The sequence below is a fragment of the Mitsuokella sp. UBA4253 genome, assembly GCF_002395285.1.
GTDB lineage: Bacteria > Bacillota > Negativicutes > Selenomonadales > Selenomonadaceae > Mitsuokella > Mitsuokella jalaludinii.
This window is the reverse complement of sequence record NZ_DGWR01000010.1, coordinates 1-13,196: the sequence shown is the minus strand read 5'-3', so window position 1 is coordinate 13,196 and position 13,196 is coordinate 1. Positions and strand designations below refer to the sequence as shown.

Here is a 13,196-nt window from a genome sequence, read left to right as displayed (position 1 = left end):
TCTTCTTTCGCATCTCGTACTTGCGACTGAGACGCCTCTGCTCTCTTCTCAGCCGTTTCTCGAGCCGTCTGGCTCGGGAAGACATATTGATATTCTCAAAAATCCTGCCATCGCTGACGATAGCAAGCGATTTGACACCGAGGTCCACACCGATGCCATCCGTTTGCGGATGGTACGATGCTTCCAAGTCATTGTTATAGCGGCTCGTCTCCTCAATCTCGGCTGTGACCGAGACATAGTAACGGTCCGCTTCACAGGAGACATACCCATTCTTGATGGTCACGCCCTGCGGCAGATAGCCAAATTCTTTCAATCGGACTTTGCCGATGGTCGGGATCTGAATCTTGTGCCGCCAGATGGTCCAGTCGCCCTTGTTGTTCTTCGGGAAGTAGAGCTTCACGTTCTGCTGGTTCTTCCGCTTGAAGCGCGGGAAATGCGCCTGTCCTTTGAAGAAGCGCTTGAACGCCTGCTCCGCATTGACGAGGACCTTCTTGCGCGCCTTGGACCCGCACTGGTCAATCCAAGGGAATTTCTTCTTTAGTACATGGTTGACGTACTTGTCGAAGTTATTGGCGGTGACGAAATGGCGCTGCTTCTCATCGAGGACGCCGCGCTGATACAGGCGGTACAGCCAGATGTTGCGGGCGATGTACTGATTTGCGAGGAAGCGGCAGATACCGAGCGACCGACGTATCTTATCCTTTTGGCTTTCGGTGAGACGGAGTTCGGTCTTGAAGGATCTGAGCAACCGTTTCATCTCCTTTCAGCTTCCCTTCGTATTTCTGCAACACATGGATGCGGTTGGAAAACATACGGATGATGCTGATTAGGTCTTGGATCATCTCGCATTCCGGGCTGAGGTCCTCGTTGTTGACGACAATGATCTTTGCACCGTGTTCAGCCAGATGACGCTCGAACCAGCTGCAAGCTCCCTAGTATTGGTAGATGCAATCACACAAACCATACAAAGGAGGATGCCGCAAGGCATCCTCGCCAATCATTTGAATCGGATCTCGCGCGCCCACGTGTCGAGCAGGTCGTGCTTCTGCTGAGCCGAGAACTGCGGGTTCTGCGTGAAAAGCGTGAGATTCTTGCCGGGGAAGGACTGGTAGGCCATCGTCCCCGGATTTGTCGGCACGAAGAAGTAATTGTGGCTCTGCAGGGCGAGCTGCGCCTCATCGGAGAGCAGCCAGTCCGCAAAGTTCTGGGCGAGCACCCGCTCTCTGTCCCCGCTGCCCGCGAGGATGCCCGTGCCGGTGATCCACGCCGTCGTGCCGTCTGCCGGATAGATGATCTGCAGCGGGTAGCCGTCGTGGATGTAGCGCAGCGTCTCGCTCTCGACGGCAATCGAGATGTCGACCTCTCCCATGCCGGCCTGGCGCACGGGATTCGAGAGGTAGCGGGCGTACTGCACGACGCGCGGATGGATCTTGTCGAGGAGCTCCAGCGTCTTCTCGTCGCCGAATTCCGCATCCATCGCGTAGAGCAGGTTCGAGGAGGCATCCGCGGCCATGAAATCCGTGATGCCGATGCGCCCGTCCTGGTCTGCGAGCGCCTGCCAGGTGTCGGGGATGTCTGTGTGCAGCGATATCAGGTAGTCCCTGTTGATGCAGAAGATGATGGGATCATACCAGACGCCCATCCAGTAGCCGTCATCCTGGCGGAAGGCTGCAGCGACCATGTCGCCGCGCTCCGACAAGTACGGCACGAGATAGCCGCTGCGCGACGCCTGGCCGAGCGTCTGCCAGTCGGCCAGCACCATCGCCGGGCCAGACTTCTGCGGCGAACCGGCCTGCGCCTTCGCGCGCTCGAGGACATCTGCCGAAGAAAGCGGCACAAACGTCACATGGACACCAGAGCTGTCCTCATACGCCTGTGACAAGATCTCGGCTTCCTCCGCCGGCAGCGTTGTCAAGACTGTGATTTCCTGCGCTCTCGTCCGGTGGTCGATGTGTCCGGTGTCGGCGAGGTAGGCAGAACCAGCGATGACGATGGCCAGCAGCAGGAACGCTGTCAGCAGGAGTGTCGTATAACGTCTCATGAAACGCCCCCCATAATCGCGTTAATCTCTATCCTTCTCGCTTTTCTCGCTTTTCTCGCTGTCCGCTGCAGCACTCACGTCGAGCAGATACGTCCAGCCGTCCTTCTCGGCGACACGGCCCTCTTTCATCAGATGACCGAGCGCGCGCTTGAAGGCGGCCTTGCTGATCTGGAACTTGTCGCGGATGACTTCAGGCGACGTCTCGTCGCTGTAGGGCATGCGGCCCTTGCGGCTCTCGAGAAGCTCAAGGATGCGGTTCGAATCCGTGACGAGTGCCTTCTCCTTGGCCTCGCGCAGCGAGGCGTTGAGGCGTCCGTCAGGGCGGACGAAAGTGACACGTGCCGTCACGATCTGCCCGACGCGCGGGCGCTCCTGCTCCTTCATCTCCTTGTTGGCGATGAAGACGATGTAGCGCTCATTCGAGAACAGGAAGGCACCGGCGTCCGTGTAGTTGTAGATGGCCCCCGTGACCATCTGGCCGACCTTGACGTGTGTCGCCGGCTTCGAAGCGCGGCGCATCTCGTCCTCGACTTCCATCGTCACAGCCAGTCGGCCGGACTTGTCGGTGTAGAGCTTTGCCCAGACGACTTCGCCGACCTGCGGGCGGCCGCGCATGCCGGCGTACGGCATGAAGATGCCGCGCTCCGCGCCGACATCGAGGAAGGCGCCGTCCCGCGTCACATTGATGACGCGCAGGCGGGCAATCTGCCCCTCCTTCATCTTCGGCACGCGCATGCTGGCCGTCAGGCGGCGCTTCGGGTCCAGATAGAGGAATACATCGACGAGATCGCCGACGGCGACGGGATGCGTCTGCTGCGTCTTGTGCAGCAGGATATCATCCGAGGTATTCCCCGTCTGGGCATCGAGGAAAGCGCCCATCTCGCTGACGCGCGCAACCTGCAGGCGGGCGACCGTGCTCGGTCCGAACTTCCGCTTGGGGCGCGCAGCCTCCTGGGGCATTTCCGTCTTATCGTTCATAGTCTCCATCCTTCTGTACGTTTTCCCGCTGCTGTTCTCATGATTCATAGTCTCACTCTTCATAGGCCGTGAGCTTCGCATCGCCCCAGAGCTGTTCGAGCGCATAGTACTCGCGCATCTCCTGGCGGAAGACGTGGACGACGACATCGCCGAAGTCTAAAAGGACCCAGTCGCCCTCGCGATAGCCTTCCTTGTGGCTGAAAGCAACGCCGTCCTTGGCGAGCTCTTCTTCGATGTTGTCGGCGATTGCGCGCACCTGCGTAGCCGTATTGGCCGAGCAGATGACGAAGTAATCCGGCGAGATCATGAGGCCCTGCATGTCCATCGTCACGATGTCACGCGCCTTCTTGTCGCTGGCAGCCTTGCAGATGGCCTCGCACATTTCCTGTTCCGTCATATTGTACCTCCTGTACCTTTATTCTCTATCAAAATCTTCACGTTATCAGGCAGTAGGCTCAGTTTCCCGCATCCGGGAAGAGCTCCTGCATCGCATGGCGGATGGCGTCCTGGTCCGGCATCCAGACCGTATCGTCGCCGAGCGCCGGCGAGCCCGGCAGGATGCCCCCCTGCGGCTGGTCGCTCGAGAGATGGCGCACGACATTGGCGAGGTGCGCCGAGTCAAAGACCTCTGCGCTCGTCTTTACGTGCTTGCGCATCGTCTCGGCGATGAGCGGCAGCTTCGGCACCGTCTCGAGGCGCATGACCTGCTGGTAGAGCGACTTGACGAAGCGCTGCTGGCGCTGCTCGCGTCCGACATCGCCGAGCTCCGGGCTGCGGTAGCGCAAGTACTGCTGGGCCTGATTGCCGTCGAGATGCTGGTAGCCCTGCTTGAGATGGATGTTGAGCCCCCCCTCGGGGTCCTCGTAGTCCATGTCGCTCTCGACGTAGATGTCGATGCCGCCCAAAGCGTCGATGAGCGCCGAAAAGCCCTTGAGGTCGAGCACGACGTACTGGTGGATGGGGATGCCGAGCAGCTGGTTGACCTCGCGGACCATCAGCGGTGCGCCGCCCTCTGTGTAGACGGAGCGGATGCGCATGAAGTGCGCATTGCCCGGCGGATTGACCCAGGTGTCGCTCGGGATCGTGATGCAGCGGACCTTGCCGCTGCTGTTCTCCATGCTCAGGACGAGGATCGTGTCGGCCTTCGCTCCCTCCGTGTTCGTCGGGTCGGCGCCGTCGTCGATGCCCATGACGAGCACGTTCGTGTAGCCATCAAAGCTCGGGTTGACAGCGCCCTGCCAGGACGCGCGGCGCTCGGTGTAGCCGGCGTACATCGTCTGGTATTCCTGCACGAGGTATTCCGTTCCGCGCACGAGCGCGTAGATGCCGCCCGCCGCCAAGAGCAGCAGCACCGTGAAGATGACCATTGCGAGCAGGCGGCGCAGGAAACGGCGCCTGCGCAGGCGCGCGATTTCCCGCTTCTTCTGCTCGATATGGCGCCATGTTACGTTGTCCTCTTTCCGTTTCCCCATCGGTCAATCTTCCTTCTTTGCCTTCTTCGCCTGCTCTGCCTCTGCGTCCTTCCTCTTCATCTGCCCGAGCAGGATCTCGTTGCGCGCCAGCACCGTCGCCGGATGGACGAGATGGCCCTTCTTGACGACGAAGATGATGGAGTGGCTGAGCCCGGCGAGCATCATCTCGTCGAGCGAGGCCGTCTTGGCGAGTTCACGCAGCTTGTCGACGCCGGGGAAATCCCGGTTCGGCTCGATCATGTCGGCGTACCAGATGATCTTGTCGAGCGGCGTCATCTGCGCGCCGCCGACCGTGTGGCGCGCGATGGCCTGCGAGATGTCAGGATCCTCCACGCCGTAGATCTCGCGCACGCGCACGGCGCCGATATCGGCGTGGAGCAAGAGCGGCATCGAGCGCTCGACCTCGCCGATAGCGATGCCGCGCTTCTCTGCCTCCTCGACCATAGCTTCATTGCGGAACTCTCTTGCGCAGTCGTGCAGGAGTCCGGCAACCCGCGCCTTCTCTTCGTCCACGCCGAAGCGGTGCGAAAGCTTCACGGCCGTCTCGGATACGCCGAGTGAATGGCGGAAGCGGCTCGGCTTGAGCCTTGCTTCCAGTTCCGCCTGCATCTGTTCTAACGTCATGCCATAACTCATCGATAAAGCCCTTCTTTTCTGATGTATGTCTCTACGGATTCCGGCACCATGTAGCGGATGGAGCGGCCCTCTCGGATGCGCCCGCGTATCTGTGTCGAGGAGATCTCCAGTTCCGGCGTCGCGAGCTCATGGATGTGCGCATCGCAGAGGCTGCCGAAAAAGCCGCGGAGCTTCGCCATGTCGAGCGCCGTGCCCTGGCGCCGCGCCGCGATGAAGTGGCACGATGCCAGGAGTTCCCGCGGTTGGTGCCAGTCCGGCAGGTCGTTGATGGCGTCCGCACCTGTGATGAAGTAGAGCGGCACCTCCGGGCCGAAGCGCTCAGCGAGCAGGGCGATCGTATCCGATGTGTAGGAGACGCCCTCGCGGCACATCTCGATGTCCGATGCCTCGAAGTGCGGGTTGCCCGCCACCGCGAGCTCCGTCATCGCGAGCCTGTCCTCTGCCGAGGCGACGCGCTTGTCCAGCTTGAAGGGCGAATGCGCCGCAGGGATGAACAGGACCTTCTCGAGTCCATACGCATCCCGCACGAATTCCGCCGTCAGCAGGTGGCCCGTGTGGATTGGGTCAAACGTGCCGCCCATGATACCGATGCCTTTCATGACTCACTCCCCCAGAAACAGCTCGACGACAAGCGCCAGGGCGGCCATGCTCAAGAGCATGAGCCCTGCCGCCTTCAAGTAATCCCTCGCGTCAAAGGCGCCCTTCGGCGTGGCGAGGTACTGGCGCATTGTGCGCAGATACCCGCCAATCATTCGCGAATCTGCCCTTCGCCGTAGATCAGGTATTTCGTGCTCGTCAGCGCCGTAAGGCCCATCGGGCCGCGCGCGTGGAGCTTCTGCGTGCTGATGCCGATCTCTGCACCAAAGCCGAACTCAAAGCCGTCCGTGAAGCGCGTCGAGGCGTTGACGTAGACGGCCGCTGCATCGACTTCCCGCTGGAAGCGATGCGCGTTCACGAGGTCCTTCGTGATGATAGCCTCGGAATGGCCCGTGTTGTAGCGGTTGATGTGCGCGATGGCCATCGTGAGGTCGTCGACGACGCGCACGGAGAGGATGAGGTCGCCGTACTCCGTCGACCAGTCCTCCTCCGTCGCCGCCTCCATCTCCGGGCAGATGGCGCGCGCCCGCTCGCAGCCGCGCAGCACGACGTGCTTTTCCGTCATCGCCGCCATGAGCTTCGGCAGGAGCTCCGCTGCGATGTCCTGATGGACGAGCAGCGTCTCCATGGCATTGCAGACCGAGCAGCGGCTGGCTTTCGCGTTGACAGCGATAGAGATTGCCATCTCCTGGTCGGCCGAAGCGTCGACATAGGTGTGGCAGACGCCCGTGCCCGTCTCGATGACCGGCACCGACGCGTTCTCGGTGACGTGCTTGATGAGGCCGGCACCGCCGCGCGGGATGATGACATCGAGATAGCCGCGCAGGTGCATCATGACATCGACGGCCTCGCGGTCCGTGAAGTCGACGAACTGGATGGCGCCCTCGGGGATGCCCGCCTTGTAGGCAGCCTTGGCAAGCAGGGAGCTGATGGCGATATTCGAGCGGATGGCCTCAGAGCCGCCGCGCAGGATGACGGCGTTGCCGGCCTTGAGGCAGAGCCCCGCGGCATCGGCCGTGACATTCGGGCGCGCCTCGTAGATGATGCCGATGACGCCGAGCGGCACACGCACGCGGCGGATCTCGAGGCCGTTGGGGCGGACCGTCGAGTAGTCGCCCGTCGCAACGGGGTCCGGCAGGGCTGCCGTCTGGCGCAGGCCCTCCGCCATCGAGGCGATGCGGCCCTCGTCGAGCAGCAGGCGGTCGAGGTACGAGCGCTTGACCTTCTTCTGGCGCGCGTCCTCGATGTCGAGCGCATTGGCCTGCAGGATGACCTCGCTGCGCTTCTCGAGCGCGTCGGCCATCGCCAGAAGCGCCTTGTTCTTGACATCTGCGCCGAGCAGAGCGAGCTTTGCCGCTGCGCCCTTCGCCGCCTCTGCCTTCTTCTTCATTTCTGCCTGGATATCCATCTCAGTATTCCCCCTCAGACCATCAGGACCATGTTATCCCGATGAATGACCTCTTCGTGGACAGCGCCCGCGACGAGATGCTCAAAGTCCTCCGTCTTGTGGCCGATGAGCCGGCGGAGGTCTTCTGTATTGTAGTTGACGATGCCGCGCGCGATCTCGCGGTTGTCCTCGGCGAGGACGCGCACCGTGCTGCCGGCCTCGAAGTCGCCGTCGACAGCCTTGATGCCGGCGGCCAGCAGGCTCGAACCGCCTTCGAGCGCCTTGACGCAGCCCGCATCGACGACGAGATCGCCCTGCAGCCGCTTGCCAAAGGCCAGCCAGCTCTTGCGCACGCGCAGATGCGATTCGCGCGCGGCAAAGACCGTGCCGACCTCCTCGCCCTGCAGGATGCGGCGCAAAGCGCCCTCTTCACTGCCCGAGGCGATGACCATGTTGACGCCGGCGCTCATGGCCACCTGAGCGGCCTGCAGCTTCGTCGCCATGCCACCCGTGCCGAGCGAGGAGCCCGCGCCGCCGGCCATCTCGATGACCTCCGGCGTGATCTCCTCGACCTCGTGGATGAGGCGGGCATCTGGATGGGTTGCCGGATTTGCCGTGTAGAGGCCCTCGATGTCCGAGAGGATGATCAGCGCATCGGCATCGACGAGCGTCGCGACCATCGCCGAGAGATTGTCGTTATCCCCGATCTTGATCTCGTCGACGGCGACGGCATCGTTCTCATTGATGACTGGCACGGCCCCCATCGCGAGCAGGGCGAGCAGCGCATCGCGCGAGTGGCGGTACTGGTGGTGACGCACGGCGTTCTCCTTCGTCAGGAGCACCTGGCCGATGGTCTTGCCGTACTCGGCGAAGAACTTCTCGTAGATATGCATGAGCACGCCCTGGCCGATGGCGGCAACCGCCTGCTTCTCCGGGATGGAGTCCGGCTTCTTCGCGAGACCGAGCTTGCTGAGGCCCGCCGCGATGGCGCCCGAGGAGACGAGGATGATCTCGCGCCCCTCATTCATGAGGTCGGCCAACTCCCGCAGGAGATGGTCGATGCGGTAGAGGTTGAGCATGCCCGTATCATGGGCAAGCGTACTCGTGCCGACTTTGACGACGATGCGCCTGGCTTCCCTGAGCCTCTGACGTGCGTCCATACTGCATCCCTCCGTCTTACGGCAGCTCGATCTTCGGCTTCTCGAAATTGCGCTTGAAGAGCAGGCCGTTGCGCCCGATGACCTGCACGAGGTTGGCGTCAGCGCGCTCTGCGAGCATGGCGATGGCATCGGCCGGCAGTTCCATGCAGTTCTGCAACACGCGTACCTTGATGAGCTCGCGCTTCTTGATTGCCTCGCGTGCCGCCTGTACAACGGTCGGCGTCACGCCCTCCTTGCCAATCTGGACGACCGGCTCGAGCTTCATGCCCATTGAGCGCAGGAAGCTCTTCTGTTTTCCTGTCAGTGAATTGCGGATCAAATCGATTCCTCCGTATCCTATATGATATATCTCTTACTCGTCTCACTCACGGTACTCGAATTCCATCTCGCCGATGTGGACGGTCTGGCCTTCCTTGATGCCGCGCTCCTTGAGCTTCTCGTCGATGCCCTTGATGCGCCAGATGTACTGAAAGCGGCGCACAGCCTCATCGTTGTTGAAGTTCGTCATGATGACGAGCTTCTCGATGGCCTTGCCGTGCACGATGAAGTCGCCCGCATCATTGCGCGTGATCGTGATCTTGTCCGGGTCTTCGGCCGTCTCATCGTAGACCTTGACCTCTTCCTCCTGCTCCGGCTCCTCGACGTAGTTGTCGAGCCATTCACCGACGTAGGAGATGAGTTCCTTGACGCCCTCGCGCGTCGCCGCCGAGATGGCGAAGAACTTCAAGCCCTCCTTCTCGGCCAGCTCCTTGAGGCGTGGCAAATTCTCCTGCGCCTCCGGCAGGTCGATCTTGTTGGCCACGAGGATCTGCGTGCGGCGCGCGATCTTCTCGCTGTACTTCTTGAGCTCTGCATTGATCTTGTAGTAGTCGTCGACCGGGTCGCGGCCCTCGATGCCAGAGGCGTCGACGATGTGCAGGATGAGCTTCGTGCGCTCGACGTGGCGCAGGAAGTCGTGGCCGAGGCCGACGCCGTCGGCCGCACCCTCGATGAGCCCCGGGATATCCGCCATGACAAAACTCTTCTCGTAGTCTGTCTTGACGACGCCGAGCACCGGCGTGATCGTCGTGAAGTGGTACTCCGCGATCTCCGGGCGCGCCGCGCTGACACTGGCGACGAGGCTCGACTTGCCGACCGACGGATAGCCGACGAGACCGACATCTGCGAGCAGCTTGAGCTCGAGGATCAGGTTGCGCGCCTCACCCGGCTCGCCGAACTCCGCAAACGTCGGCGCACGGTTGGCGGCATTCGCGAATTTCGCATTGCCGCGGCCGCCGCGGCCGCCCTTGCAGATGACAGCCTCCTGGCCGATCTCCGTGAGGTCTGCGAGCACCTCACCCGTCTCCTCATCCTTGACGATCGTACCGGCCGGCACCTTGACGTAGCAGGCCGGTGCATTCTTGCCGTACTGGTTCTTGATATCGCCGTTCTCACCGTTCTCCGCCTTGAACTTGCGGTGGTAGCGGAAATCGAGCAGAGTATTCATGTTCTGGTCCACGACGAAGATGATGTCGCCGCCGCGTCCGCCGTCACCGCCAGACGGGCCTCCCTTCGGGATGAACTTCTCGCGGCGGAACGCCGATTTGCCGTGACCGCCATCGCCCGCCTTGACAATGACGCGTGTCCTGTCGATAAACTGCATGATAGCCTCCTTTTTCTCTTGAGATTTCTTGTCTATTTCAACAACTGCCTGCTGCATTCCTGTTTGTCATGCATAAAAAGCCGGCATTGTGATACCCAACACCGGCTTTTTATCCATCACAACGCAACTTAACGCCGTTTTATCTAGCAATATGCAGCAATATAACAATACCTGCGCCTTCCCGGAGGAATGCGCAGGTATCTTTCATTACATAGCCTCTTCAGCCGTGTAAACACTGATCTGACGGTTATAGCGGCCTTTGCGCTCGATAGCGACCTTGCCGGCAACCTTTGCGAACAGCGTATCATCCTTGCCGATACCAACATTGTGGCCCGGATGGAAATGCGTGCCGCGCTGACGAACGAGGATGCTGCCAGCCGTTACGATCGTGCCGGCATGCTCCTTGACGCCGAGGCGCTTGGATTCACTGTCGCGGCCGTTACGCGTGGAGCTGACGCCCTTCTTATGTGCGAAACGCTGAAGTTCAAACTTAAACATGGAATTCACCTCCACTATTTCAGGATACGTACAGCCTTGGGATACGCCTCAGCAATGGCTGAGAGCCCCAATAGCATCGTTTGCAGAATCGATTCTGTCTGCTCGTCTGGACTGTCCTTGAGTTCCATTCTGAGCTTCCCGCTCGCCGCGTCATAGCTGACCTCGCGATGCAGATACTCGGTTATCCCAAGGAACGCCGTGTCCGTTAAAGACGAGACACCAGCGCAGACGATATCCTCACCTGCCGCCGCCGTGCCGCTGTGGCCGGAGACGTCAAAGCCGGTTATCCTGCCATCTGGCTGGCAAAAGATCTTGACCTTGATCATCGGTGATCAGGCTTCGATCTTCTCGATGACAACCTTCGTGAACGGCTGACGATGACCCTGGCGCTTGCGATAGTTCGACTTAGCCTTGTACTTGAAAACAAGGATCTTCTTATCTTTGCCCTGAGCCTCGACTTTGCCCGTTACCTTGGCACCCTCGACGACCGGCGTACCGATCTTGACATCAGCGTCATTGACGACCGTCAGGACCTGATCAAAGACAACTGCCTCGCCTTCGCCGGCAGCCAGTTTCTCGACCATGATGACATCGCCCTCGGCGACCTTATACTGCTTGCCGCCCGTTTTGATGATTGCGTACATGAAAACACCTCCCTGATAGATTACTCGCCAGCTACGGTACGATTGCTCGTTTCTCAAGACCTCGCTGTGCGGTTGGGGAAAGACGCCCTAGGCGTCTACAATATGAAATATTATCATAGCGTCAAATGCTTGTCAAGCTATTTCGCTCACGAACGCATGACGAGATTGATGACGAATGCGATAGAGACAAGCCACATGATCCAGCTGACTTCCTTGTACTTGCCGACAGCCGTCTTCATGAATACGTAGCTGACGAAGCCGAAGGCAAAGCCGTTGGCGATAGAGCCCGTCAGTGGCATCATGATGATCGTCAGGAAGGCCGGCAGGCCGTCCGAGAAGTCGACGAAGTTGATCTTGCCGACCTCGCTCATCATCAGCGCGCCGACGAGGATCAGCGGCGGAGCCGTCGCAAAGCCCGGCACGAGGCCGACGAGCGGAGCGAAGAGCAGCGCGATGAGGAAGCAGATGGAGACCGTGACAGCCGTCAGGCCCGTCTTGCCGCCGGCCGCAATGCCGGCCGCGCTCTCAATGTAGCTCGTGACCGTCGACGTACCGAAGATCGAGGAGCAGATCGTGCCGACTGCATCCGTCGTCAGAGCGCGGTCGAGGTTCTCGATCTCGCCGTTCGGCTTGATGAGCTTCGCCTTCGACGTCAAGCCGATCAGCGTGCCCATGTTATCGAAGAGCTCAACGACCGTGAACGTGAAGATGATGGAGACGATGCCGTAATTCCAGGCACCAGCGATGTCGAGCTTGCCGAACGTCTCGCCCATGTGCGGCAGGCTCGTGCTGATGACATCGCCGATGGCGTGCGGGACTGGCGAGTAGCCGAGTACCATCGAGAGCAGCGTCGTCACGACGATGCCGATGAGGATGGAGCCCTGGATATTGCGCGCCATCAGAGCACCCGTCAGCACGAGGCCGAAGAGCGAGAGCATCGTCGTCGGATCCGTGACATGACCGAGACCGATGAACGTCGCCTTGTCCGGGATGATGAGGCCCGTGCCCTTGAGGCCGATGAAGGCGATGAAGAGGCCGATGCCGACGCTGATAGCGACGCGCAGGTTCTGCGGCACGGAATTGATGATGGCCTGGCGGATATGGCTGACCGTCAGGATCAGGAACAGGACGCCCGAGAAGAAGACGGCACCGAGTGCGACCGTCCAGTGGAGGCCGAGCGTGCCGCATACATAGTAGGCAAAGAACGCATTGAGGCCCATGCCCGGTGCGAGTGCGACCGGGTAATTGGCGAATACGCCCATGACCATGGTCGAGAGTGCTGCGATCCAGATTGTCGAGGCGATGGCCGCCTCCTTCGGGATACCTGCCTCCGATAGGATATTTGGATTGACAAAGATGATATAAGCAAGTGCAATGAATGTGGTAAGACCTGCGAGGACTTCCGTCTTGACCGTCGTGTTCTTCTCGCGGAGCTTGAAGAAACGCTCAAGGAAGCCCTGATTCGCTTGCGTCTGCATAAGTGAATTCCTCCCTTTCACCCAAAATAAATCGTTCCATCACTCTCGTGATGGAATACCGTACAAGAATACCAGAAAAGAGGACACATGTCAATTTTCTTTTAATGTATACAACAAAAAAGCCCTGACAAAAGTCAGAGCTTTCATTCCGAAGTGGCGGAGTGGAGAGGATTCGAACCTCCGCACCAGTTACCCAGCCTAACGATTTAGCAAACCGTCCTCTTCAGCCTCTTGAGTACCACTCCAATAAAATGGCAGGGGCAGTAAGACTTGAACTCACAACCTACGGTTTTGGAGACCGTTGCTCTACCAGTTGAGCTATACCCCTATAAAAAAATGGGGCGACTTGTGGGGATCGAACCCACGCATGCTGGAGCCACAATCCAGTGTGTTAACCGCTTCACCAAAGCCGCCATGAAAACCGGCAATTTCCTATCCTCCCAGTCCGTCTCCAGACAAGTACTTTCGGCCTCTGAATGCTTAACTACTGTGTTCGGTATGGGAACAGGTGGAACCATTCAGGCATCATCACCGGATATTCTATTTGAATGCTTGCACATTCAAAACTATACAGAAGAAATTACTCTGCGAACATTTCAGTTCTCTAGTTAAGCCCTCGACATATTAGTAGTAGTCAGCTTCATGCCTTGCAGCACTTCCACA

At 59.8% G+C, this 13,196-nt stretch carries 16 protein-coding genes, 3 tRNA genes, 1 rRNA gene and 1 pseudogene; all 21 read right to left on the bottom strand.

Features of this window, described 5'->3' with window-relative positions:
- Positions 1–757, bottom strand: a 757-nt coding sequence (locus B2X55_RS04930; RefSeq protein WP_286821107.1) for an RNA-guided endonuclease InsQ/TnpB family protein, incomplete at its 3' end; no start/stop codon positions are given.
- Positions 696–920, bottom strand: a pseudogene (locus tag B2X55_RS10910) (IS607 family transposase); the annotation flags it as partial. The gene B2X55_RS04930 and the pseudogene B2X55_RS10910, both read right to left, overlap by 62 nt.
- 77 nt (positions 921–997) lie before the next feature.
- Positions 998–2,041: an ABC transporter substrate-binding protein gene (locus B2X55_RS04925; RefSeq protein WP_286821106.1), complete on the bottom strand. Its 1,044-nt coding sequence runs from the start codon at positions 2,039–2,041 to the stop codon at positions 998–1,000.
- A 21-nt stretch (positions 2,042–2,062) separates the two neighbouring features.
- Complete coding sequence (locus tag B2X55_RS04920) at positions 2,063–3,019, bottom strand: CvfB family protein (RefSeq protein WP_055161494.1); 957 nt, start codon at positions 3,017–3,019, stop codon at positions 2,063–2,065.
- A gap of 52 nt (positions 3,020–3,071) precedes the next feature.
- On the bottom strand, positions 3,072–3,416 hold the full coding sequence (gene rsfS, locus B2X55_RS04915; protein ID WP_286821104.1) for a ribosome silencing factor: 345 nt from the start codon (positions 3,414–3,416) through the stop codon (positions 3,072–3,074).
- Positions 3,417–3,474: 58 nt separating this feature from the next.
- On the bottom strand, positions 3,475–4,491 hold the full coding sequence (locus B2X55_RS04910) for an LCP family protein (RefSeq protein WP_286821103.1): 1,017 nt from the start codon (positions 4,489–4,491) through the stop codon (positions 3,475–3,477).
- A gap of 3 nt (positions 4,492–4,494) precedes the next feature.
- Positions 4,495–5,115: a bis(5'-nucleosyl)-tetraphosphatase (symmetrical) YqeK gene (gene yqeK / locus B2X55_RS04905; RefSeq protein ID WP_286821102.1), complete on the bottom strand. Its 621-nt coding sequence runs from the start codon at positions 5,113–5,115 to the stop codon at positions 4,495–4,497.
- 8 nt (positions 5,116–5,123) lie between these two features.
- Positions 5,124–5,726 carry a nicotinate-nucleotide adenylyltransferase gene (gene nadD, locus B2X55_RS04900; protein WP_286821101.1) on the bottom strand — a complete coding sequence of 201 codons (603 nt, stop codon included), beginning with the start codon at positions 5,724–5,726 and terminating at the stop codon, positions 5,124–5,126.
- A 3-nt stretch (positions 5,727–5,729) separates the two neighbouring features.
- The gene (locus B2X55_RS04895; RefSeq protein ID WP_169737571.1) at positions 5,730–5,879 is read right to left on the bottom strand and encodes a hypothetical protein; all 150 of its coding nucleotides are present in this window, start codon (positions 5,877–5,879) and stop codon (positions 5,730–5,732) included.
- A complete protein-coding gene (locus tag B2X55_RS04890; protein ID WP_286821099.1) occupies positions 5,876–7,132 on the bottom strand; it encodes a glutamate-5-semialdehyde dehydrogenase in 1,257 nt (418 codons plus the stop codon). Before B2X55_RS04890 ends, B2X55_RS04895 begins: the two co-directional genes overlap by 4 nt.
- A 14-nt stretch (positions 7,133–7,146) precedes the next feature.
- Complete coding sequence (proB, locus tag B2X55_RS04885) at positions 7,147–8,271, bottom strand: glutamate 5-kinase (RefSeq protein WP_036375931.1); 1,125 nt, start codon at positions 8,269–8,271, stop codon at positions 7,147–7,149.
- 16 nt (positions 8,272–8,287) lie between these two features.
- Positions 8,288–8,590: a ribosome assembly RNA-binding protein YhbY gene (gene yhbY, locus B2X55_RS04880; RefSeq protein ID WP_036375928.1), complete on the bottom strand. Its 303-nt coding sequence runs from the start codon at positions 8,588–8,590 to the stop codon at positions 8,288–8,290.
- A 42-nt stretch (positions 8,591–8,632) separates the two neighbouring features.
- Positions 8,633–9,913: a GTPase ObgE gene (gene obgE / locus B2X55_RS04875; protein WP_036375925.1), complete on the bottom strand. Its 1,281-nt coding sequence runs from the start codon at positions 9,911–9,913 to the stop codon at positions 8,633–8,635.
- A 207-nt stretch (positions 9,914–10,120) separates the two neighbouring features.
- The gene (gene rpmA, locus B2X55_RS04870; protein ID WP_036375921.1) at positions 10,121–10,411 is read right to left on the bottom strand and encodes a 50S ribosomal protein L27; all 291 of its coding nucleotides are present in this window, start codon (positions 10,409–10,411) and stop codon (positions 10,121–10,123) included.
- Positions 10,412–10,425: 14 nt separating this feature from the next.
- A complete protein-coding gene (locus tag B2X55_RS04865) occupies positions 10,426–10,737 on the bottom strand; it encodes a ribosomal-processing cysteine protease Prp (protein WP_036375916.1) in 312 nt (103 codons plus the stop codon).
- 6 nt (positions 10,738–10,743) lie between these two features.
- On the bottom strand, positions 10,744–11,055 hold the full coding sequence (gene rplU / locus B2X55_RS04860) for a 50S ribosomal protein L21 (protein ID WP_036375913.1): 312 nt from the start codon (positions 11,053–11,055) through the stop codon (positions 10,744–10,746).
- Between the two features lie 146 nt (positions 11,056–11,201).
- On the bottom strand, positions 11,202–12,533 hold the full coding sequence (locus tag B2X55_RS04855) for an NCS2 family permease (RefSeq protein ID WP_286821097.1): 1,332 nt from the start codon (positions 12,531–12,533) through the stop codon (positions 11,202–11,204).
- 154 nt (positions 12,534–12,687) lie between these two features.
- Positions 12,688–12,778 (bottom strand) — tRNA-Ser (locus B2X55_RS04850).
- 7 nt (positions 12,779–12,785) lie between these two features.
- Positions 12,786–12,861 (bottom strand) — tRNA-Trp (locus tag B2X55_RS04845).
- Positions 12,862–12,870: 9 nt separating this feature from the next.
- Positions 12,871–12,946, bottom strand: a tRNA-His gene (locus B2X55_RS04840).
- A gap of 6 nt (positions 12,947–12,952) precedes the next feature.
- Positions 12,953–13,069: ribosomal RNA gene (rrf, locus tag B2X55_RS04835) — 5S ribosomal RNA — on the bottom strand.
- Positions 13,070–13,196 lie beyond the last annotated feature (127 nt).

Bases quoted from the DNA above. Each gene is read 5' to 3' on its own strand.
- nadD (WP_286821101.1), bottom strand. From the start codon at position 5,726: ATGAAAGGCATCGGTATCATGGGCGGCACGTTTGACCCAATCCACACG.
- proB (WP_036375931.1), bottom strand. From the start codon at position 8,271: ATGGACGCACGTCAGAGGCTCAGGGAAGCCAGGCGCATCGTCGTCAAA.
- B2X55_RS04920 (WP_055161494.1), bottom strand. From the start codon at position 3,019: ATGAACGATAAGACGGAAATGCCCCAGGAGGCTGCGCGCCCCAAGCGG.
- yqeK (WP_286821102.1), bottom strand. From the start codon at position 5,115: ATGACGTTAGAACAGATGCAGGCGGAACTGGAAGCAAGGCTCAAGCCG.
- B2X55_RS04910 (WP_286821103.1), bottom strand. From the start codon at position 4,491: ATGGGGAAACGGAAAGAGGACAACGTAACATGGCGCCATATCGAGCAG.
- B2X55_RS04890 (WP_286821099.1), bottom strand. From the start codon at position 7,132: ATGGATATCCAGGCAGAAATGAAGAAGAAGGCAGAGGCGGCGAAGGGC.
- rsfS (WP_286821104.1), bottom strand. From the start codon at position 3,416: ATGACGGAACAGGAAATGTGCGAGGCCATCTGCAAGGCTGCCAGCGAC.
- B2X55_RS04855 (WP_286821097.1), bottom strand. From the start codon at position 12,533: ATGCAGACGCAAGCGAATCAGGGCTTCCTTGAGCGTTTCTTCAAGCTC.
- B2X55_RS04895 (WP_169737571.1), bottom strand. From the start codon at position 5,879: ATGATTGGCGGGTATCTGCGCACAATGCGCCAGTACCTCGCCACGCCG.
- obgE (WP_036375925.1), bottom strand. From the start codon at position 9,913: ATGCAGTTTATCGACAGGACACGCGTCATTGTCAAGGCGGGCGATGGC.
- rplU (WP_036375913.1), bottom strand. From the start codon at position 11,055: ATGTACGCAATCATCAAAACGGGCGGCAAGCAGTATAAGGTCGCCGAG.
- rpmA (WP_036375921.1), bottom strand. From the start codon at position 10,411: ATGTTTAAGTTTGAACTTCAGCGTTTCGCACATAAGAAGGGCGTCAGC.
- B2X55_RS04925 (WP_286821106.1), bottom strand. From the start codon at position 2,041: ATGAGACGTTATACGACACTCCTGCTGACAGCGTTCCTGCTGCTGGCC.
- B2X55_RS04865 (WP_036375916.1), bottom strand. From the start codon at position 10,737: ATGATCAAGGTCAAGATCTTTTGCCAGCCAGATGGCAGGATAACCGGC.